The sequence below is a fragment of the Pedobacter panaciterrae genome, from assembly GCF_013204795.1.
GTDB lineage: Bacteria > Bacteroidota > Bacteroidia > Sphingobacteriales > Sphingobacteriaceae > Pedobacter > Pedobacter panaciterrae.
In genome coordinates this window covers 75,439-97,376 of record NZ_JABMKW010000008.1, presented here as the reverse complement: position 1 = coordinate 97,376, position 21,938 = coordinate 75,439, and the positions used below count along the sequence as shown (strand labels likewise).

At 37.9% G+C, this 21,938-nt stretch carries 16 protein-coding genes; 10 read left to right on the top strand and 6 right to left on the bottom strand.

What is annotated here, in order from left to right; all coding sequences use genetic code 11:
* Window positions 1-8: 8 nt before the first annotated feature.
* Together HQN86_RS02630 and HQN86_RS02625 are read right to left on the bottom strand one after the other, a co-directional pair.
* Window positions 9-3,143, bottom strand: a complete 3,135-nt coding sequence (locus HQN86_RS02630) for an efflux RND transporter permease subunit (protein ID WP_172659495.1) — start codon at window positions 3,141-3,143, stop codon at window positions 9-11.
* Between the two features lie 6 nt (window positions 3,144-3,149).
* Complete coding sequence (locus tag HQN86_RS02625) at window positions 3,150-4,262, bottom strand: efflux RND transporter periplasmic adaptor subunit (protein WP_172659494.1); 1,113 nt, start codon at window positions 4,260-4,262, stop codon at window positions 3,150-3,152.
* A gap of 246 nt (window positions 4,263-4,508) precedes the next feature.
* Between HQN86_RS02625 and HQN86_RS02620 the strand changes: the two genes are divergently transcribed.
* On the top strand, window positions 4,509-5,111 hold the full coding sequence (locus HQN86_RS02620; RefSeq protein WP_246269391.1) for a helix-turn-helix transcriptional regulator: 603 nt from the start codon (window positions 4,509-4,511) through the stop codon (window positions 5,109-5,111).
* 45 nt (window positions 5,112-5,156) lie between these two features.
* Here the strand turns inward: HQN86_RS02620 and HQN86_RS02615 are convergent, their stop codons facing one another.
* Together HQN86_RS02615 and HQN86_RS02610 are read right to left on the bottom strand one after the other, a co-directional pair.
* Window positions 5,157-7,823, bottom strand: a complete 2,667-nt coding sequence (locus HQN86_RS02615; protein WP_172659491.1) for a valine--tRNA ligase — start codon at window positions 7,821-7,823, stop codon at window positions 5,157-5,159.
* 187 nt (window positions 7,824-8,010) lie between these two features.
* A complete protein-coding gene (locus HQN86_RS02610) occupies window positions 8,011-10,164 on the bottom strand; it encodes a S9 family peptidase (protein WP_172659490.1) in 2,154 nt (717 codons plus the stop codon).
* A gap of 163 nt (window positions 10,165-10,327) precedes the next feature.
* Between HQN86_RS02610 and HQN86_RS27050 the strand changes: the two genes are divergently transcribed.
* Window positions 10,328-11,203, top strand: coding sequence for a DMT family transporter (locus tag HQN86_RS27050; RefSeq protein ID WP_172659489.1), 876 nt, complete (start codon window positions 10,328-10,330; stop codon window positions 11,201-11,203).
* A 319-nt stretch (window positions 11,204-11,522) separates the two neighbouring features.
* Window positions 11,523-13,559 (top strand): M13 family metallopeptidase, encoded by a 2,037-nt coding sequence (locus tag HQN86_RS02600; RefSeq protein ID WP_172659488.1) that lies wholly within the window; start codon window positions 11,523-11,525, stop codon window positions 13,557-13,559.
* A 38-nt stretch (window positions 13,560-13,597) separates the two neighbouring features.
* Here HQN86_RS02600 and HQN86_RS02595 read toward each other — a convergent pair whose 3' ends face one another.
* Window positions 13,598-14,248, bottom strand: a complete 651-nt coding sequence (locus HQN86_RS02595; RefSeq protein WP_172659486.1) for a TetR/AcrR family transcriptional regulator — start codon at window positions 14,246-14,248, stop codon at window positions 13,598-13,600.
* Window positions 14,249-14,354: 106 nt separating this feature from the next.
* On the opposite strand from HQN86_RS02595, the gene HQN86_RS02590 reads away from it, so the two are divergent.
* Window positions 14,355-14,558 (top strand): hypothetical protein, encoded by a 204-nt coding sequence (locus HQN86_RS02590; protein WP_172659485.1) that lies wholly within the window; start codon window positions 14,355-14,357, stop codon window positions 14,556-14,558.
* A gap of 248 nt (window positions 14,559-14,806) precedes the next feature.
* Complete coding sequence (locus HQN86_RS02585) at window positions 14,807-17,266, top strand: outer membrane beta-barrel family protein (RefSeq protein WP_172659484.1); 2,460 nt, start codon at window positions 14,807-14,809, stop codon at window positions 17,264-17,266.
* A 3-nt stretch (window positions 17,267-17,269) separates the two neighbouring features.
* On the opposite strand, the gene HQN86_RS02580 is transcribed toward HQN86_RS02585, so the two are convergent.
* On the bottom strand, window positions 17,270-17,605 hold the full coding sequence (locus HQN86_RS02580; protein ID WP_172659482.1) for an MmcQ/YjbR family DNA-binding protein: 336 nt from the start codon (window positions 17,603-17,605) through the stop codon (window positions 17,270-17,272).
* A 49-nt stretch (window positions 17,606-17,654) separates the two neighbouring features.
* On the opposite strand from HQN86_RS02580, the gene mnmD reads away from it, so the two are divergent.
* The 5 genes from mnmD (at window position 17,655) to mazG (ending at window position 21,763) form a co-directional block, all read left to right on the top strand.
* Window positions 17,655-18,338 carry a tRNA (5-methylaminomethyl-2-thiouridine)(34)-methyltransferase MnmD gene (mnmD, locus tag HQN86_RS02575; RefSeq protein ID WP_317171636.1) on the top strand — a complete coding sequence of 228 codons (684 nt, stop codon included), beginning with the start codon at window positions 17,655-17,657 and terminating at the stop codon, window positions 18,336-18,338.
* Window positions 18,339-18,448: 110 nt separating this feature from the next.
* Window positions 18,449-19,402, top strand: coding sequence for an aldo/keto reductase (locus HQN86_RS02570; RefSeq protein ID WP_172659481.1), 954 nt, complete (start codon window positions 18,449-18,451; stop codon window positions 19,400-19,402).
* A 110-nt stretch (window positions 19,403-19,512) separates the two neighbouring features.
* The gene (locus HQN86_RS02565) at window positions 19,513-20,625 is read left to right on the top strand and encodes an AI-2E family transporter (RefSeq protein WP_172659479.1); all 1,113 of its coding nucleotides are present in this window, start codon (window positions 19,513-19,515) and stop codon (window positions 20,623-20,625) included.
* Between the two features lie 24 nt (window positions 20,626-20,649).
* Window positions 20,650-20,946, top strand: coding sequence for a hypothetical protein (locus HQN86_RS02560; protein WP_048907066.1), 297 nt, complete (start codon window positions 20,650-20,652; stop codon window positions 20,944-20,946).
* Between the two features lie 7 nt (window positions 20,947-20,953).
* Window positions 20,954-21,763, top strand: coding sequence for a nucleoside triphosphate pyrophosphohydrolase (gene mazG, locus HQN86_RS02555; protein WP_172659477.1), 810 nt, complete (start codon window positions 20,954-20,956; stop codon window positions 21,761-21,763).
* Window positions 21,764-21,938: the final 175 nt, after the last annotated feature.

Genomic DNA, 21,938 nt, shown 5'->3' with positions numbered 1-21,938 from the left:
CTTACGAATTATAAAACTTCATTGTTTTTGCGTACTCCAGATATTTTCTCTTGCAGAGATTGAAAAACTACAAACAATGCAGGGATTACAAACACCCCGAATACTGTACCTACAAGCATCCCACCAACCGCTGCGGTACCTATTGAGCGGTTACTTAAAGCCCCTGCTCCGGTAGCGATCATCAAGGGAAGCAAGCCGAAGATAAAGGCAAAAGAGGTCATCAAAATTGGCCTTAGTCGGGCTGTAGCGCCTGAAATTGCCGACTGGATTAAACTCATACCACTAAGGCGGTGCATCAATGCGAACTCCACAATAAGGATCGCATTTTTTGCAAGTAAGCCGATGAGCATAATTAAACTTATTTGCAGAAATATGTTATTATCAAGCCCAAATAATCGTGCAAACAAGAATGCTCCAGCCAGTCCTATAGGCAAAGAAAGCAGCACTGAGAATGGCAGAATATAACTCTTATACTGGGCACTCAATAAGAAATAAATGAACAGCAAGCTGAGCATAAAGATCAATAGGGTTTGACTACCACTAGACAACTCTTCTAGTGTTAAACCGGAGAATTCATAAGTATAACCTTGTGGTAGGGTTTGGGCAGCTACTTCCTGAATTGCTTTTATCGCATCACCAGAACTATAACCAGGCTTGGGTGCGCCATTTACGGCACCAGCCGTAAACAAGTTAAAGCGGTTTATAAATTCCGGGCCATAGATTTTTTTAAGTGTAATAAACTCTGATATCGGAGCCATAGCCCCTTTATCATTCCTAACAAATATTCTATTGATGGCCTCTTTATTGGTTCTCTGTTCCGCTTCAGCCTGAATCATTACACGGTATTGTTTACCAAAACGATTAAAGTCTGACGCATAAATACCCCCCAAATAGCCTTGCAGCGTTCCAAGTACGCGGTTAACAGGAACACCTGCTTCTTTGCATTTCGCAACGTTTACATTAACCTCGTACTGCGGAAAACTTGTGTTGTATGATGTAGCAGCATACATAATTTCAGGACGCTGATTTAGTGCTCCCATAAACTTCCCAATTACTGCATCAAAAGCCTTATAACTACCTCCTGTTTTATCCTGCAACTGAAATTCGAAACCATCATTATTTCCAAACCCCTGTAATGTTGGTGCGGCAAAGAAAATGATATTGGCTCCTTTAATTTCTGCAGTTTTTGCGAACAACTGACCAACAATACTTTTAATATCCTGCCCTTTTTTTGTTCTTTCTTTCCATGGCTTTAACCTGATAAATATAGCCGCATACGAACTCCCGGTGCCGCTCATTAAATCCATACCGGCAACTCTAGATGACAATTCAATCTCAGGAATAGATCTGGCGATGCTATCTATTTTATTTGCAATGAATTCAGTACGTTCCAAAGAAGTTGCCGGAGGTAAAATAACGTTACCATATATGGAACCACTATCCTCATTAGGCACAAATCCAGTTGGAGTGGTTTTAACCAAAAACCAGAATAAAAGACTAAACACAATGATTATCGCAAATGCAATCCATTTTTTCGCAATCAGAAAAACAACCGACTTCTTATAACGGTTAGTCATGGTGCTGAATGAAGCATTAAACCCTGCATAAAAGCGCTGTAAAAAGCCGGTTTTCTGTTCATGATGCTCGCCATGTGGTTTTAACAACAATGCGCAAAGTGCCGGACTTAAAGTAAGTGCATTTACTGCAGATATGATAATGGCCACAGCAAGTGTTAACCCAAACTGCTTGTAAAATACCCCAACCGACCCCGTAACAAAAGTTACCGGAACAAATACCGCAGCCATAATGAGGGTTATAGAGATAATAGCCCCGCTAATTTCACTCATGGCATGCATAGTTGCTTTTTTTGCTGATTTAGCACCCTGATCTAATTTAGCATGAACCGCCTCTACTACTACAATGGCATCATCTACCACAATACCAATGGCCAGAACCAGGGCAAAAAGTGTAAGCAGGTTAATCGTAAATCCAAAAAGTTTAAGGAAAAAGAATGTTCCTATAATAGCTACCGGAACTGCAATGGCCGGAATTAAGGTAGAACGGAAATCCTGCAAAAAGATAAATACTACAATGAATACCAATATAAATGCTTCAATAATTGTAACTATAAGCTTAGAAATTGAAGCATCCAAAAACTCATTTGCATTGGCGAATACGCTATACTTGACTCCTTTTGGAAAGGTTAATGAAGCATCGTCCAATATTTTTATACACTTCTTTATGATCTCATTGGCATTGGAACCTGAAGTTTGATTGATTGCAACATATGGTGATTCATGACCTTGCGCCATGATGGTACTCGAATAAGTAAAAGAGCCCATGTCTACCTCAGCAATGTCTTTTAACTTAAGTACCTGACCATTACCTACAGATTTGAGTATGATGTTTTCAAATTGTGCAGGTTTTTCAAGGCGACCAGTATATTTTAAGGTATACTGGAATGCCTGACCACTGTTCTCTCCTACTTTACCTGGTGCAGCTTCTATGTTTTGCTCTGCAAGCGCTTCTGTAATATCAGAAGGGATTAACCCATAAGCAGCCATGGCATCTGGTTTAAGCCAGATTCTCATACTGTAATCCATACCTCCATATACAGCGGCATTCCCTACTCCCTCAACTCTTTTGATTTGAGGCATCACATTAATTTTTAAATAGTTGTCGAGGAATTTCTGATCATACTTTCCATCCTCGCTGTACAACAGAAAACTAAATACTTCACTATTCAACCGCTTACTGGTGGTAATGCCAACTTTGATTACTTCCGCTGGCAGCAAACTTGTAGCTTTGGTGATTCTGTTCTGCACATTAATTGCAGCCATATCCGGATCTGTACCTTGCTTAAAGTTTATTGTAATGCTGGCACTACCGTCATTACTTGCTTTAGAAGTCATGTAAGTCATGTGTTCTACTCCGTTAATCTCTTCTTCGAGCGGTACAATTACGCTTTTCATGACCACATCCGCACTTGCTCCCTGATATGAGGTACTTACTTCAACGGCGGGTGGAGCAATGTCTGGATACTGGGAAATAGGCAATGAATATAGGCCTAGTAACCCCATTATAACTATGATAACCGATATAACGGTAGACAAGACCGGGTTATCTATAAATTTCTTTAACATAATATTTTAGTGTTTTGCTTTGATTTTCATTCCATCTTTCAAGCTTCCCATTCCTTCCGTCACAATCTGTTCGCCAGGGTTCAGTCCTTTTGTTACCACATAAAATTCACCAGAAGGGACATCCATTATCTCTATTTCAGTACTTTTTACCGCACCGTTTTTAACGGTGTAGACCATCGTTTTTTCCTGCATTTCGAAGGTTGCTTTAGTAGGGACCAAAAGTGCATTGCTTACTTTTAATGGGATGCGAATAAGTGCACTGGCGCCACTCCTAATTAATCCATCGGGGTTGGGGAAACTTGCCCTAAGATTAACTGAACCCGTCTCTGTATTGATTAATCCACTTAAGGTTTCCAGCTTGCCTTTTTTTGAATATTCTGTTCCATTGGCCAACAAAAGTGTTACCGGAGGAATATTCATTAGCTTATCTTTTATGGTTTTCCCTTTGTTGTTTTCTGTGAAATCCAGAAACTGCTTTTCATTGAAGGAGAAGTAGGCAAAAACACTTGCAATATTTGAAACTGTTGTTAGCGGTTGTGGAGATGAACTGCTAACCAGACTGCCTGTTTTATAGGGTAAGTTTCCCACCACCCCATCGGCAGGACTATTTATATGAGTATAGCCAAGATTAGTGCGGGCATTAACTAAACTAGCTTTTGCCTGTGCAAGTGCAGCTTCTTTAGCATGCAGATTAAAATTTGCCTGCTTAAGTTCATAATTACTAATGATCTCTTCTTTTACCAGAGGCAAGGTTTTCTCGACTTGCATTTTTGCAGTACTTACTTCAGCTTCAGCATTTTTTATGGCGGCCGTAGCTGTTCTAACCTCCTGTTCGTACTGGGGGGCATTTATTTTAAAAAGTAACTGACCTTTTTTAACAACTGCACCCTCATCAACAAGTATCTGTTCTACAAACCCATCTACTTTTGGTCTGATCTCTACGTTCTGCTGACCCTGTATAGTTGCTGAGTAATCTGTATTGAGAACAGCATCTTTCGGTTGTACTGTTGAAACCGGATATTCCTGAATAGTTTCTTCCTGCGTTTGGCTTTGTGTGGGGCTGCATGCTTCAAATAGCAACATTCCGCCTAATAATGAGAGTAATTGTATTGTTTTCATAAATGTAATTTTTCTTTTTTGGCATAAGTAGTCCTCATCTCCTAAAAAATCTCTTTTTGGCAGTTAAGGTTAACAGCGATTATTTATCGCCCGAACTAAGTGTTGGGTTAATAATTAAATATGGAGTATCACGATAATTTCATTATAATTCTTTATTTCGTTAAAAAGTTAAGCAAAGTTAGTACTTTTGTGAATAAAACAACCAAATACTTGTTTTATTAGATTATGAAGACAAATCGATTCTTAATGCTTTTAAAAACCCGTGGTGCATTAACTGCAGGAGAAATTTCAAAAGAACTTGGGATTACAAGTGAAGGCGCGCGCTTACAACTCATCAAATTAAGTGAGGAGGGATTGATCAAATCGACCAACGAATCAAAAGGTGTTGGCAGGCCCACCGTTTACTTTAGTTTAACAGAAGAAGGAAATGCTGGTTTTCCAGATACGCATGCCGAACTTACTGTTAAACTGATACAACTTATGAAGACCACGCTGGGCGACGAGGCTCTTGATAAAGTGATAGCAGCAGGCGAACAAGTTGGCAAGGAAAAATATTCTAACGAATTACAATCTATTACAGATCTTGAAGGTCGTATCTCCCAACTCGCAGATATCCGCACACGAGAAGGATACATGGCTGAATATAGTAAAGATGAACAAGGCTATTTGTTGATAGAGAACCACTGCCCAATTTGTGCAGCAGCGCAGGTTTGCCAGGGTTTTTGCGCCTCAGAGCTTAATACTTTTAAGTTTGTATTAGGTGAGGATATAGATATAACAAGGGTAAATCATATTATTTCAGGCGACAGAAGGTGCGCCTACAGAATAACATTAAAGAAGGCTGGTTAAAATAATGCATTCTCCAGCTGCCTGCCGAAGAATGCTCAATTAGATTTATCCTTTTAAAGCAGCAAGACTTTCTTCGATAGTATTGATCTTCGATTCAGCATCTGCTTTTTTATTGCGTTCGTTTTGAATGATCTCAGGTTTTGCGTTTTGTACAAACCTTTCGTTACTCAGCTTAGCATCTACAGATTTCAAAAAGCCTTGTAAATAAACCAATTCTCCATTTAAGCGTTCTATTTCAACGTCAATATCAATAGCCTCATTCAGATGAATAAAGAACTCATCGTTGCCCACCATAAAGTTTACAGCTCCTGGAATCTTATCGTTTACAAACTCAACCTGATTAATATTAGCGAGCTTGAACACAATATTTAACCATTTTTCGAAATCTAAAGACGAATTTACTTTTATAGCCAGAGGAAGTGCTTCTTTAGGCGAGATCTGTTTCGTATTTCTAACGTTTCTGATCTCAGCTACCAGGCCTTTAATAATCTCCACTTCTTTTAGTAATTGCGCATCCGCTTTACCAACAACAGGGTAGTTTGCTACAATGCAGCAATCAAGCTCACCTTTCTCTCCGAAGAGTTCATCATGCCACAATTCTTCCGTTAGGAAAGGCATAAATGGATGTAATAATGTCAGGATTTTTTCAAAGAAACCGATAGTTATTTTTAAAGTTTCAGCGTCTATTGGATGTTGATAAGTTGGCTTTACCATTTCAAGATACCAGGCACAGAAATCATCCCATACCAGTTTATAACAGGCCATTAAAGCTTCCGATAAACGGTATTGTTTAAAGTTCTCTTCAATCTCTGCCAGCGCTTCGTTAAAGCGATTTTCGAACCACAATATAGCTTGTTGGTTGGGATTTTCAAGATTTTCATCAACTTCCCAACCTTTAACTAATCTGAAAGCATTCCAGATTTTGTTGGCAAAATTACGGCCTTGCTCGCAATAGCTTTCGTCGAACATCAAATCGTTTCCAGCCGGAGAGCACAACAACATCCCTACCCTTACTCCATCAGCACCATATTTTTCAATTAACCCAATAGGATCAGGGGAGTTACCCAATGATTTAGACATTTTACGGCCCAATTTATCTCTTACAATACCTGTTAAATAAACATTTGTAAAAGGTTTTTGACCTCTGAACTCATGGCCTGCCATGATCATACGTGCTACCCAGAAAAATAAAATCTCAGGGGCAGTAACCAGATCATTGGTAGGGTAATAGTAGTTAATATCTTTATTGTCTGGATCTTTAAAACCATTAAACACAGAGATTGGCCACAACCATGATGAAAACCAGGTATCCATTACATCAGGATCCTGAGTTACAAAAGGTGCCAGCTGATGTTTAAAACCATGGATTTCAGTTTCCGTAAATACCCCGTCAATATCTTTAAGTTTTAAAAACTCGTCAAGTGCTTCTTCTTTAGTTTTTGCTACAACCCAATTGCCTTTATCATCGTACCATGCAGGAATTTGTTGTCCCCACCACAGTTGCCTGCTGATATTCCAGTCCCTAACATTCTCCATCCAATGACGATAGGTGTTTACGAACTTTTCAGGAATTAACTTAACATCGCCATCCAATACATCTTTCAATGCCGGCTTGGCCATTTCATCCATTTTGCAGAACCATTGCATAGATAGCTTAGGCTCAATAGCTGCATTGGTACGCTCAGAAAAACCTACCTGCGATTTATAGTCCTCAACTTTATCTAAATGACCAGCTTCTTCTAATAAGACAGCAATCTTTTTTCTTGCCACAAAGCGGTCTTCACCAACAAGCACAACAGCAAGTTCGTTTAATGTACCATCTTCATTTAAGATATCTATTACAGGCAACTTATGTTTAACACCCAATTCGTAATCGTTCAAATCATGAGCAGGAGTAACCTTTAAGCATCCTGTTCCAAAATCCATTGTTACATACTCATCCTGAATAACAGGTATCTCACGATTGATTAGTGGTACAAAAACTTTTTTTCCTTTCAGGTGCTGGTAACGCTCGTCGTTAGGGTTAACGCAAATGGCAGCATCGGCCATAATTGTTTCCGGACGGGTAGTTGCAATGGTTAAGAAATCGTTGGTTCCCGATACCGAATATTTTATATAATATAACTTTTGATTTACCTCTTTACGGATCACTTCTTCATCAGAAACCGCAGTTTTACCTGCCGGATCCCAATTCACCATACGCACGCCGCGATATATTCTTCCTTTTTTATACAAATGGATAAAACTATCGATTACTGCTTCTGAAAGATCATCTTCCATAGTAAAGCGTGTCCGCTCCCAGTCGCAACTTGCGCCTAACTTTTTCAGCTGATCAAGAATAATACCCCCGTATTTCTCTTTCCATTCCCAAGCATATTTAAGAAATTCTTCTCTGCTAAGGTCTTTTTTGCTGATCCCTCTTTCTTTAAGCATGGCAACAACTTTTGCCTCAGTAGCAATTGATGCATGATCCGTTCCAGGCACCCAGCAAGCATTTTTACCTTGCATACGCGCTCTACGAATCAGTACATCCTGAATTGTATTGTTTAGCATATGCCCCATATGCAAAACCCCAGTCACATTTGGAGGAGGGATTACAATGGTATAAGGCTCACGTTCGTCAGGCTCAGAATGAAAAAAGTTCTTTTCTATCCAGTAGCTGTACCATTTGTCTTCGGTTGCCGCCGGGTCGTATTTTGTAGAAATGCTCATTATTTTGAAAAAGTATCAGATTTGGCTGTAAAAATAAGAATAAAAAAGACAGATGCTATTCGCTTCCCCAAAATCTTGAAGGGAAGATTTTGCATATCAGCTCATAACACTGACTTTTTTGGGAAAAGGAAATAGAAAAATAGGGAAAAAGATCAATGTACATTGATCTTTTTTAACCTTACTTTCTTTACTTCAGGTTTTGCATAAAGTAATCAGTAACCTTTTGATACAAATGTGCTCTGTCTTTACCAATTACATTATGCTCATGGCCAGGGTAGATCATATAATCTACTTGAATACCCTTATCAACAGCTTTTTTAACGAAATCAACAGAATGTTGCTGTACTACAACAGGATCCTGCAGGCCATGGATTAACATCAGTTTTCCCTTTAGCTGGTCAACTTTACTACTCAAGTCAGTAGCAGCATAACCCTCAGGATTTTCCTGCGGAGTATCCATATAGCGTTCAGTGTACATCACCTCATAAAACTTCCAGTTTATTACCGGACCACCTGCAACAGCAGCTTTAAAAATACCAGGATGTGTAACCATAAAATCAACCGTTCCAAAACCTCCAAAGCTCCAGCCAAATAGCCCCATATTAGCAGAATCAACATAAGGAAGCCCCTTCAAGTAATCTACTGCCTTCATCATATCTTCCATTTGAACATCCCCTGCTCTGCGGAACATAGACTGTTCAAAAGCTCTACCCCTATTATCACTTCCTCTTGTGTCGATTGTTAATACCACATAACCATGCTCAGCCATATACCTGAACCAATAATCTCCAGCACCTGCATTCCATGAGTTTAGGATAAGCTGCGCATGTGAGCCGCCGTACCAGTAAACAATAACCGGATACTTTTTTGTGCTGTCGTAACCAACTGGTTTATATAAGCTACAATACAAATCGTCTCCACTGTTACTTTTTATAGTAAAGATTGAGGAGTTTTCTGTAGCAAATGCAGCTAAAGGATTGGGTGCTTTTAATAATGTTTTTGTTTTAGCAGTTGCAGTTTCTATTAACTGGATTACTCGGGGTTGTTCCGGACTACTATAATTATCAATTACAGTGTTTCCAGAAGTGCTCACCTGTGCACCATGTACAGCAAATCCTTGTGTAATCCTATTAGATTTACCTGATTTTAAGTTAAGCACATATAAATTACGGGTTATGGGAGATTCTTCAGTAGAAACATAAAACAGCTGATCACCTTTTGAATTAAATCCTTTTACATCAAGTACCTCCCAGTTTCCTTTTGTCAATTGTTTCAATACTTTTCCATTTAAATCATATAGATATAAATGATTCCATCCATCACGGTTACTTTGCCAGATAAACTTAGCAGGATCATTTTTGAGGAATAACATAGGCACCAATGGCTCAACGTATTTCTCATCCTTTTCTTCAAATAATGTTTTCACAAAATCACCGGTTGCTGCATCATATTGATTTAGCTTCATGTGATTCTGTCCGCGGTTTAAAACCGCAATGTATATGTATTTATCATCCGGGCTCCATGCAATATTAGTAAGATACTGCTCAACAGGCTCACCTGTTTTAAGGTACACCACAGCTTTCGTATCTGCATTATAAACCCCTACAGTTACCTCATGGCTTTTATCGCCTGCCATAGGATATTTGATATTTACATTTTTAGCAGGTCTCGTGGTCCAATCAATGATCGGATAATCAGAAACCATGCTTTGATCCATTCTATAAAAAGCGAGTAGCTTACCGCTATTGCTCCAGAACGTACCTTTAGTTATTCCAAATTCATCACGATGAACCGACGAAGCATACACAATATCTTTGCTGCCATCTTTAGTTACCTGATTTTGATCAGTACCATTTGTCACAAACAAATTGAAGTTATCCAAATAAGCGATGTAACCAGCGGTACTTTGTTCAACACTAGTTTTACTACCAATAGATTGATCTATGAGCACCTTATAGGTATTCTTTACAGGATTAAACGCAACTTTACTTCCGTTAACCGTTAATATCCAGTCGGGTCCCTGATTAAATTGAATAACAGGCATCGACTTTAAAGTATTCTTTTGAAATGACTTTAATTTCTGATTTAACTGGACCAATGATAAAAATTGCTGTTCATGCTGACTCTTAAAATTGCCACTCATCCATACGGGTTCATTCCCTATTTTTTTGGCATACACATAATCTTCTGTGCCATAAATAAATTGAATTTGAGAAAGATTTTCCGGAGCCAAAGTAGTGCGTGCATTACTCATTGCATCCTGAATGGTCAATTGTTTATCCTGGGCTATGCCATAAAAAGCAATTGACAACAATTGAATACATAAAATCAGTTTTTTCATCAGTTGTTCTAAAAGATGATGAAGCTATCATGCGCCGCTCGCTATTATTCATTTCGGTTTATATAATGCAGCACATGATGGTTTCATCGTATGAATAATAAGTTGGGGCCAAACTTATACAAAATATCGCAAATTACATCGTTGGCTTGATTACCTTTGATGTGTGAAAAACATCTTTATAGGTTTACTGTTCGCTATGTTGTGGGCTTCAGCATCTGTAGCTACAAAATTTGGCATTTTATCTGCGCCTCCATTGGTCCTGGCAAATATTCGTTTTTTCCTGGCAGGGCTTGTATTACTCTCATTTGGATATATATTTAATAAATCCTATAAATTACCTAATGCCGAAGAATGGAAGCACCTTTCAATATTTGGCCTTTTAAATACCACCGTTTATCTTGGCCTGTACGTATGTGCGATGAAATATACCGCAGCAGGTATAGGCAGTTTGGCTACATCTACAAACCCACTATTAATTGTACTATTGTCTTCCTGGCTAATTGGCCGTAAACCATCAAAAGAAGAAATATTTAGCATTATAATAGGTATGGCAGGTATTGGAATTGCCACCTATCCACTGTTAAAAGATAGCAGTACAACTATATTGGGAATCAGCTTATTGATGTTAAGTATGGTCTGTGTATCTTTTGCAAGTGTATACTACGCAAGAGTGAAATGGAAGCTCCCCAACATTTTGATCAATGGGTGGCAGGTGGCGCTAGGGGGAATATTTCTGCTCCCGTTTACCTTTTTCTTTAGTGATTTCTCATTGATACGAATGGACAACAGGCTTATATTCTCTGCTTTATGGCTTAGCCTTGCAGTGTCTGTAATAGGGCTTATATGTTGGTTCTACTTATTAAAAATAGATACGGTTAAAGCTTCACTATGGCTGTTTCTATGTCCACTTTTCGGTTTCTTTTATGCCTGGTGGTTAATGGACGAGCCTATTACCATGTACACAGTTGCAGGCACTTTGCTTGTTGTTTTCGGATTATATCTTGGCCAGAGAAAAAAATTAAGCAGAAGTATTAATTAGCAGTAAACAGATCATACCTTACCAAACAATAGAACATATTTTACACCCCTTACACAATAAAATATGTTAAAATATGTTAAATAGGTATAACTGACTTAGTCATGAAAGCAATAAAACTATTTTTCTTTTCAGGTTCCTTGCTTAGGCGGTTCAGCCTAACTAAAATCTACTACTGGTTTAACAAGTAATATTTTGAATAGACAAAATGCTTGTTAAGCAGTATTTATTACTTTTACCTCATTGATGTTATTATAAACACCACATGTCGCAGGGATTCTCCTGCATAGGTAAAGTGTTATAAAATCTGTTGACTAACTTTATGAATATTTTAAAACTAACCAGGCACATTGCTGCCTTAGGAATTCTTGCGACCGGCTATACGGCTAGTGCTCAATCTCCCGCAAAATTTATTGACCCGACCAACATGGATCTCAGCGTAAAACCTGGAGATGATTTTTACACATATGCCAGCGGCACATGGATTAAAAACAATCCTGTTCCTGCAAAAGAAACACGTTGGGGCAGTTTCAATGTATTAAGAGATTTTAATATAAATGCAGTAAAAGGACTTGTAGAAGATGCTGCTGCTGATAAAACAGCTCCGGTAGGATCAGTAAAAAAACGTGTAGGTGATTTCTTTGCCGCCGCAATGGACAGCATAGCAATTGAAAAACTGGGTTATAGTCCAATTAAAGCTGACCTGGAAAAAGTTAAACAACTTAAAACTGTTCAGGATATTTTAGACCATACGGTATATATGCGCGTAAGCGGGCTTGCTTCTCCCATGTTTGGATTTAGTGTCGGTCAGGATAGAAAAAACGTAACAAAATACCTTCCTCAACTTGGACAGGGAGGCACTACACTTCCTGATCGCGATTACTATTTGAAGGATGATAGCAGGAGTGTAAAGATTCGTGAGGCGTATACAACCTACATGACTACCCTTTTTGGTTTAATTGGCTACAATAATACAGAAGGTCAGAAAAAAGCAGCAACGGTAATGTCGATAGAAAAGAAATTTGCAGATGCTCAAATGTCTCGTGTAGAAATGCGCGATCCATATAAAACCTATAATAAGTTTACTGTTGCAAACTTTAGCAAAACCACTCCATCTGTAGACTGGGCAAAAATGCTGCTTAAACTAAAAGTAAGCGGTCAGGATACGATACTTGTTTCTGCGCCAAAATTCTTTGTGACTTTTGACGAAATGCTAAAGAGTGTTTCATTAAAAGATTGGAAAACATACCTGGAATGGAATGTATTAAAAAATGCTGCTCCTAACCTAAGTTCACCTTTTGTGGCCGCAAACTTTGCTTTTAATCAGGTACAAAGCGGACAAAAAGTTCAAACTCCAAGATGGCAAAGAATGTCGCAATTAACAGATGGCACAATTGGAGAATTATTAGGACAACTATACGTAGCCAAATATTTTAAGCCAGATGCAAAACTGCGTATGACCGAGCTCATCAGTAACCTTAGAAAAGCATTTGAGATCAGGATTAAAAATCTGGACTGGATGAGTGCTGCAACAAAAGAAAAAGCACTTGCCAAACTAAATGCATTTGTGCCAAAAATAGGATATCCTGAAAAGTGGAAGAATTATGATGGTTTGGTTATAAGCCGTGCTGCCTATTTCCAGAACTTAAGAAATGCAGGTGCGTGGGGGTATAAAGAATCAATAGATCAGTTAGGCAAACCTGTTGACCGTACACGTTTTGGAATGACCCCGCCAACCGTTAATGCCTACTATAGCCCAACAATGAACGAGATTGTGTTTCCCGCCGGGATTCTTCAGTTCCCGTTCTTTGATCCAAATGCTGATGATGCGGTTAATTATGGTGGTATTGGTGCTGTAATTGGACATGAAATGTCTCACGGATTTGATGATTCAGGAAGCCAGTATGATAAAGATGGTAATCTTCGTAACTGGTGGACTGACGAAGATAAGACTAAATTTGAAGCAAAAACCAAAGCTTTAGGAGAGCAATTTGATGCATATACTGTATTAGATACCATCCACGTAATAGGAAAACTAACGATGGGAGAAAATATAGGTGACCTTGGCGGCCTTAATGCTGCATATACAGCATTTAAATTAACTAAACAGGGTCAGTCAAATGAAAAGATTGATGGTTTTACACCAGATCAGCGTTTCTTCCTATCATGGGCACAGGTTTGGCGAGGTAACATTTTACCTGAAAGTGCAGCGCAGCTGATTAAAACAGATCCGCACTCGCCAGGACCTTACAGAACCATTGGCGCACCTGTAAATATGGATGCGTGGTATGAGGCATTTGACGTTAAACCAGGTGATAAATTATATAAGAAACCTGAAAACAGAATTAGAATGTGGTAAATACATAATATAATGGCGCTTGCAAAAGCGCCATTATATTAGTTTTTTGCTTTATCGTATACTAAATCAGTGAGTTGATCGAGTGATTTTAATATTCGATCCATATCATTCGGATTATTAATATCAATACCACAAAATGGATTTCCGCTAGCCTTAGACTGTAATACCATAAAAATTATACCTGCTACCTGCAATGCCATTATCGCACGAAAGTCAACACCTGATTTTTCGAAATTCGGAAGAAGTAGTTTAAAAACTTCCTCACCAAAAGCTTCCCGCTTTAAACCAACCTCCTTCATCAGTTTACTTTTTTCACTGGTTTCCCAGATAACGATCTTCTGCATTTCCTCTTCAGTGTAAAAAAAACTAAGGTGAGTTTTTAATATTGTCTTAACCATAGGCCGGCCACCATCAATTTGAGATTCGGCCATAAGTCTTTCCATGTCTCCAGATAAACCAATCCAATAATCTTTTGTCTTTACATAGGTTTCTATCAAATTATTTACATTGTTATCAAAATACCTATAAATCAACTTCTTATTGACCTCTGCTTTTTTAGCAATATTGTTAACACCTAATGCCGTATACCCCTCATTCTTAATAATTTCACCTACCGCAGCAATCAATTTAAGCATAGTTCTTTCCTTATCTCTAATTGCTCCGGCTATACGTTTTCTAGGTTTCTCCATGGGCTAAAAATAAGAAAAAAATGTGTATGTCACCACTTTGCAAAATTCTAACAACTATTTTTGAGAAAGTTTATGTACCTAAATAACCAAATTAACATCTCTCACTATGAATTACATACCGGAACCTTTACCAGACCTAAAAGCCATTAGAATTTCGAACCTGGCTGCAGGAGACATTATAGTCAATCTGGGCACCCTCCTCGAAATCATTGAAAATGAAGACTCTTTCTCGTTAGTTATAGATAGAATGGAACAAAGACAAGTCTGGAATTTTAATAAAACTGAAGAATTAATCATTAAATCCGACTAATAAAGAAGAAATCAAATTATTAACTCAACGCTCAACAATTCAAATGACCAGGAAGGAATTTCGGGTCATTTTTATTTTATAGAAATTCATAATTAATATCGTAAAGGCATATTTTCACTTTTTTTTAATATTCGCTGTAACCTTTCGCACCATTCCTGCATCTTATAAATAACTAAATAAGAATCACAAAAACCATTCACATATTCGATTAATATGCTTAAAAGCGTATGTGGAAAAAGTATGCCATTATGAAACCTGATAAATACATTCTACTTCTCGCCATATTTGCCTTTACGCTGACTTTTACAGTCGCGAATGCGCAATCAGACAATACAACCGGAGAAATATCCGGTAAGGTGTTAGACGAACAGCAAAAGGCATTTCCGTATGCCACCATTAGCTTGTTAAATGCCAAAGATTCAACCACTGTAAAAGGGACACTTACTTCCGACAATGGAACCTATCAGTTAAAAGAAATTAAACAAGGGAATTATCTTATTGCCATTTATGTAGTTGGTTACAAAAAGGTATTTAAGGGGCCTTATTCTATAAGTTCAAGCAAAAAAACTCACGATCTAGGCAATGTTCAATTGGCTACCGATGCAAAAGAGCTTAAAGGTGTTGAAATTGTTAAACAAAAACCCCTGATAGAAAGACAGATTGATAAAACAGTCATAAATGTAGAAAATAGCGCATTGGCAGCTGGTAATACGGCTCTGGATATTTTACAGAAGTCGCCTGGAGTTACTGTCGACAAAGATGGCAAAATTAGCTTAAAGGGTAAACAGGGTGTTACCGTAATGCTTGATGGCAAACCTACCTACCTATCTTCAGAACAATTAGCCAATCTTCTTAGATCTACTGAGGGAAATGCAATCCAATCTATCGAATTAATTACCAACCCCTCTGCAAAATATGACGCCGCCGGTAACTCTGGGATCATCAATATTAAACTAAAAAAGAACAGAAATTATGGTACTAATGGCTCTATACTTGGAGGTGTTGGTTACGGAAGATATTACAAGGCAAATGGTGGTTTAAACCTAAATCATCGTGAAAAAAAAATCAATATTTTTGGAAATTACGATTACGGACGCAATAAAGGGTTTGGCAGCACAGATATTGCCAGGGTAAACAATACCGCAACCGATCAAACCTATTTTGATCAAACAAATATGAACATACGACGCAGAAACAACAGCAATTATAAAGGCGGGATAGACTATTTCATCAATGACAAGAACACAATTGGTTTTGCTTTTAATGGATATAATGCAAACGGAAAAAATGCATCAGATGTGCTTACATTGATCGGTGATCAGCCTTCCAAAACAGATTCATCAGTAGTTGCTCAAAACCCTAACAGGTATAAATACACCGGCATGTCGTACAACCTGAATTATAAAGGGACAATAGACACCCTGGGACAGGAAATAAGCATAGATGCTGATTACTCCGAACATATAGGAAGACAGGATAACAATTTCAACAATAGATATTTAAACAACCAAGGTCTGCCTGCCAAACCTGATTATATTTTTAGAAATGCTACACCATCCACGACCAAAATATGGGCAGGAAAAACAGATTACACCTACCCTATTAACAAAGAGATGAAACTTGAAGTTGGCTTAAAATCGAGTTTTGTAGAAACAGACAACAACTTCATCTTTGAGAACTACGAAAACAACCAGTGGCAAAACGATGTTAAGCGCAGTAATCAATTCCTTTACGATGAAAATATCAATGCTGCCTATGCTAACCTCAACAAAAAATTTAAAACTACTTCTGTACAATTAGGATTAAGAGCTGAACAAACCAACTCAAAAGGAAATTCTGTTACAGAACAAAAGATTGTAAACAGACATTACCTTAATCTGTTCCCAAGCATTTTTATAAACCAGGAACTATCTAAAGATCATGAAATGGGCCTCTCTTACAGCAGAAGAATTGACCGTCCAGATTATGGTTCATTAAATCCATTTATCTATTACCTTGATTTGTATTCTTACAGGTTTGGGAATCCATTCTTAAAACCTCAATACACTAATGCTTTCGAGCTATCCTATTCTTACAAAAAAACATTAAACGTAACATTTGGGTATAGCCATACCACTGATGTAATGTCTGATGTTCTATTAACAGATACGGCTAAAAAAACAATTTTCATTTCTAATCAGAACCTTGCTACGCAAGATGCATACAACCTGAACATTAGTTATCCAATACAAATAACCAAGTGGTGGAGCAGTAATAACAACTTTACCGGATTCTACAACAATTTCAAAACTCCAGATCTTTTAGGCCAACCGTTTCAAAGTGGAAGAGTTGCATTTAACTTTAATACAACACAGACCATTACTGTAAATCCGTCATTAAATATAGAATGGTCTGGCTTTTATCAATCTAAACAAGTTTACGGAACAATATTAATAGACCCTCAGTACGGTATTGACCTTGGTATAAATAAATCTTTCATTGATAAAAAATTGAGTATCAAACTTGCTGCGAATGACTTGTTTAAAATGCAAAAAAGTGTAATTACAAGTGCACTGTCTTCACAAAACTATGTAGTTAATGAAAGATGGGAAAGTCAGGTATTCCGCTTAACATGTACATACCGATTTGGAAGTAACGATATTAAAGCAGCCCGTCAGCGCTCAGGTAGTTCCGAGTCAGAAGGCCGCAGGGTTAAATCCGGCAAATAGTAACTAATTATATTTCTCCTGAACCTTTTTACTAAGCTTTCTTAGTACAAAGGTTCGGGATTCTGCAACACGGCTTTTCAATTCAGGATCAGGCAATACGTCCAAACTATCTAAAGATATCCACTGGCGTTTTGCCATGTGATAAGCTTGCTGAATACCCGGTCTTGCCACCAGCATATCAAACTCATCCGGATCACATTTAATAGAAAACCTTCCTTCTTCAAGAGACATAATCACATAAATTTTTTCTTCAATCATAAAACACAGGTGATCCCACTTCATACCTTCAGTAGTTCCCTTTAGGCTCAGGCAATAATCTCTAAATGTTTCAACATCCATAGCAAGCAATTAAGGTCTAAAGTTAAAAACTATTTTATCTAAGTTTGCAATGATGAATAAACTTATCCAAACCGCTGATGGTTCAAACACACTATACAACGAAAGTATTGGCGAAAATTATCATTCCAAACACGGTGCTTTACAGGAAAGCAAACATGTATTTATTGATGCCGGTTTAAAGCATGCAATAGCCAGCTTTCCGGATAAAGAAATATCTGTTTTGGAGGTTGGCTTTGGCACAGGACTTAACTTTTTAATGAGCATTTCTCATTGTGCCGAACATCAGATAAAGCTTCAATATATTGGCCTGGAGGCCTTTCCATTAAGAATTGAAGAATTAGAATCAACAGGCTATGCCGCATACGTACCCGATACTGTTTGGAACAGTTTGATTGACAATTATGGAAAAGCATTACTGCAGGCAGTAACCATGCTTCCAGACCAACAGCTTAAAATTGTACAAACATATCTTCACAGGTTCCAGACTGAACAAAGATTTGACCTCATTTACTTTGATGCTTTTTCTGTTCAGCATCAGCCCGAAATGTGGACAGACGAGATTATTGCACATACTTGCCAATTTTTAAAACCGGGAGGCATATTCGTTACATATGCAATTACCGGAAAACTTAAACGTGCACTCAAATCAGTAGGTTTTATCATAGAAAAGCTTCCCGGAGCACCGGGAAAGCGAGAAATGCTAAGAGCAACTAAAGCAATTGAACCCAAATAATTATTATAAATTACAAACCACCGACTATATTAGAAACACCATGCTGTTAAATTTGTTAAGTAAGTAATAATGCGCTCGCACAACCTACCTTAACAACAGAAATCACAGCGATGAAAAAAAGAAAATTAGGAAACTCCGATTTATTTGTTTACCCAATAGCCTTTGGGGGAAATGTATTTGGCTGGACCGCGGATGAAAAGAAATCATTCGAAATACTTGATGGCTTTACCGATGCAGGCTTTAACTTTATAGACACCGCAGATGTATATTCTGCCTGGGTACCCGGAAACACCGGTGGCGAATCTGAGACAATAGTCGGAAACTGGATGTCGCAGAGAAATAACAGAGACAAAATTATACTTGCCACAAAAGTTGGCGCCCCAATGGGACCTGATAAAAAGGGCTTGTCTAAAAAGTATATCTTTCAAGCTGTAGAAGACTCCTTAAAAAGATTAAAAACAGACTACATAGATCTTTATCAATCTCATTACGATGATCCTGAAACACCAATACAAGAAACACTTGAGGCATATCATCAATTAATAAAAGAAGGCAAGGTTCGATGGATTGGCGCTTCCAACTTAACACCGGAGCGCTTAACTGAATCGTTGGAAATAGCAAAAAAATTCAATCTCCCTAAATATCAAACCTTACAGCCAGAATACAACTTATACCAACGCGAGGGTTACGAAAAAAACTTCGAACAAATTGTACAGGATAATGATTTAGGTACAATTAACTATTATGCTCTGGCAAGTGGCTTTTTAACCGGAAAATACCGTTCAGTAGAAGACCTTAATAAAAGTCAGCGGGGTGGTGCAGTTAAAAATTACTTGAATGAAAGAGGATTTAAAATTTTAAAAGCCCTTGATGATGTATCAGAACAATACAGTGCAGATCAGGCAAGTATAGCACTGGCCTGGCTTATTGCACGTCCATCCATAACTGCACCAATTGCAAGCGTTACCAGTTTAGACCAGCTCGAAGATCTTAAGAAAGCCGCAACATTAAAACTAAATGTTGAGGATATTGCAATCCTTGACGAAGCCAGTGCCTGGGAATAACCTTTAATTCTTTTAATAAAAACAAACGCCCCGCTAAATATTTGGCAGGGCGTTTGTTTTTAGTTAATTTTCCTATGTTAAACTTTTCTAACTGGCTTAATAAATCATCTATGAGAAACATCACGCTCCCTTTTTACGCTAAACTTGCTTTGGTGCTATTTGCAATCATCTGTTTAGGGTACCTCGCCATTTTAGGACAAACATTACTTGCGCCACTGCTAACGTCATTCTTGCTGGCTTTACTGTTATTACCTCTTTCTAATTTTCTGGAACAAAAATGGCGCTTTAAAAGGAGTCTGGCTGCAATCGTATCTGTGATACTCATGATCGCTTTTATATCTAGCATACTATATTTTTTGGCAAACCAGCTTACCGATCTCTGGCAAGACTGGCCTGCGCTTAAAAAGCAAGGAGAAACTTCATTTCACGACATCCAGAATTGGATTTCAAATACCTTTAACATCAATACAAAAAAGCAGATAGACTATTTAAGAGATAGTACCAGTGCGGCACTTTCCACCAGCGCCACTGTTTTAGGCGCTACATTACTTACCCTGTCTTCAACGCTGCTTTTTCTGTCTTTTCTATTACTTTTTACCTTTTTCATCTTAAACTATCGTAAAGTACTTTTCACCTTTTTAACCGCTGTATTTGAAGAACAACATGCAGATAAGGTAGGAGAAATTGTAAGGCGCATACAATATATCATCAAAAAATATATCACCGGATTATTCCTGCAAATGCTCATCGTTACCTTATTAATGATCTTAGTACTTTGGGTATTAAATGTAAAGTATGCGGTGTTACTTGGTCTGATTGCCGGCATTTTCAACATCATCCCCTATATAGGCATCTTTACCGCGTTGCTGATCAGTGCGCTGATTACTTTTGCTACTGCAGGCGCAGCCAAGATGTTACTTGTGGTGGTTGCCTTTGCAGGTGTTCATGCCCTGGATGGCAATGTATTAATGCCATTGGTTGTAGGTTCAAAGGTAAAGATAAATGCACTATTTGCCTTTATAGGCATAGTAGTTGGCGAAATGATATGGGGCATATCAGGTATGTTCTTATGTATTCCCTACATGGCAATGCTAAAAATTATATTTGATCGTGTAGATTCTTTAAAACCATGGGGAGTTTTACTTGGCGGAGAAGAAAAGCCGCATAAAAAACGTAAGATATATCGAATCACCAAGAATATTAAGCTCGAAGAACAGGAATAAAAACAAATTTTAATAGCTTGATAAATGCCCGAAAACAGAACGCCGCATATACTTAATACCTCTGCAACCTTACTGGGTTTGTGCTTTATTGTATTGACCTCTCTTAAGGTCGCAAAAATGAGCGACAGTACAATCATTGACGAAACAACAGCTCTTGCAATTATATTATTTATGACGGCCTGTATTTTATCATTTCTTTCCATGAAAAGAAGAGGTCCCTCGAACTATCCTTTAGAGAGAGCTGCCGATATTATATTTTTATTAGGCCTTGTTGTTCTTTTTTTAACCACAATGATGGTTACCTTTAACGTCATAAAATAAACACCCAATGCCTAATAATATACCTCCTGTTACTGCAAACGATCCTGCCTCGGCATTTCAAAGACTACTTACAGTGTTAGATACATTACGCACACAATGCCCATGGGATAAAAAACAAACCATGGAAACGCTGCGACATTTAACTATTGAGGAAACCTATGAGCTATCTGATGCTATCCTTGAAGGAGACCTTGACGAGGTAAAAAAAGAGCTGGGAGATGTAATGATGCACCTTGTTTTTTACGCCCGCATAGCGTCAGAAACTAATGACTTTACCATAATTGATGTACTGAACAGTGTATGTGATAAATTAATTAGCAGACACCCGCACATCTATGGAGATGTTGAGGTACAAGATGAGCACGATGTAAAACGAAACTGGGAGCAACTAAAACTTAAAGAAGGAAACAAATCTGTTTTATCGGGGGTACCCGCTGGTCTGCCGTCTCTGGTAAAAGCAAGTCGCATTCAGGAAAAAGCAAGAGGTGTTGGCTTTGATTGGGACAATAAGGAACAGGTTTGGGAAAAGGTTGAAGAAGAGTTGCAGGAATTTAAAGATGAGTATAATGTAGTAGATGGTGCCGCTATAGATATAGAAAAAGCAGAAAGTGAATTTGGCGACCTACTGTTCTCTTTAATTAATTACGCTCGTTTCATTAACATCAATCCTGAGAACGCATTAGAAAAAACCAACAAAAAATTCATTAAGCGCTTTCAATATCTTGAAAGCAAAGCCAAAGAAAATGGCAAAGCACTGAATGATATGACACTGGCAGAAATGGATATTTACTGGAATGAGGCCAAGAGCTTGAAGTAACAATTTCATTTTACTAAAAAAAGCATATCAATCGTTTGCACTCAAACTAACAAGCTCATATACTGCCACTTACAATAATCCAAAAAATTAAATAGACATAACCTTAGTTTGGGCACCCATTCCTCTTTTAAAAAGGAGTTAAAACCTCCTATTTTGCGTTAAAACCTAAAAAATG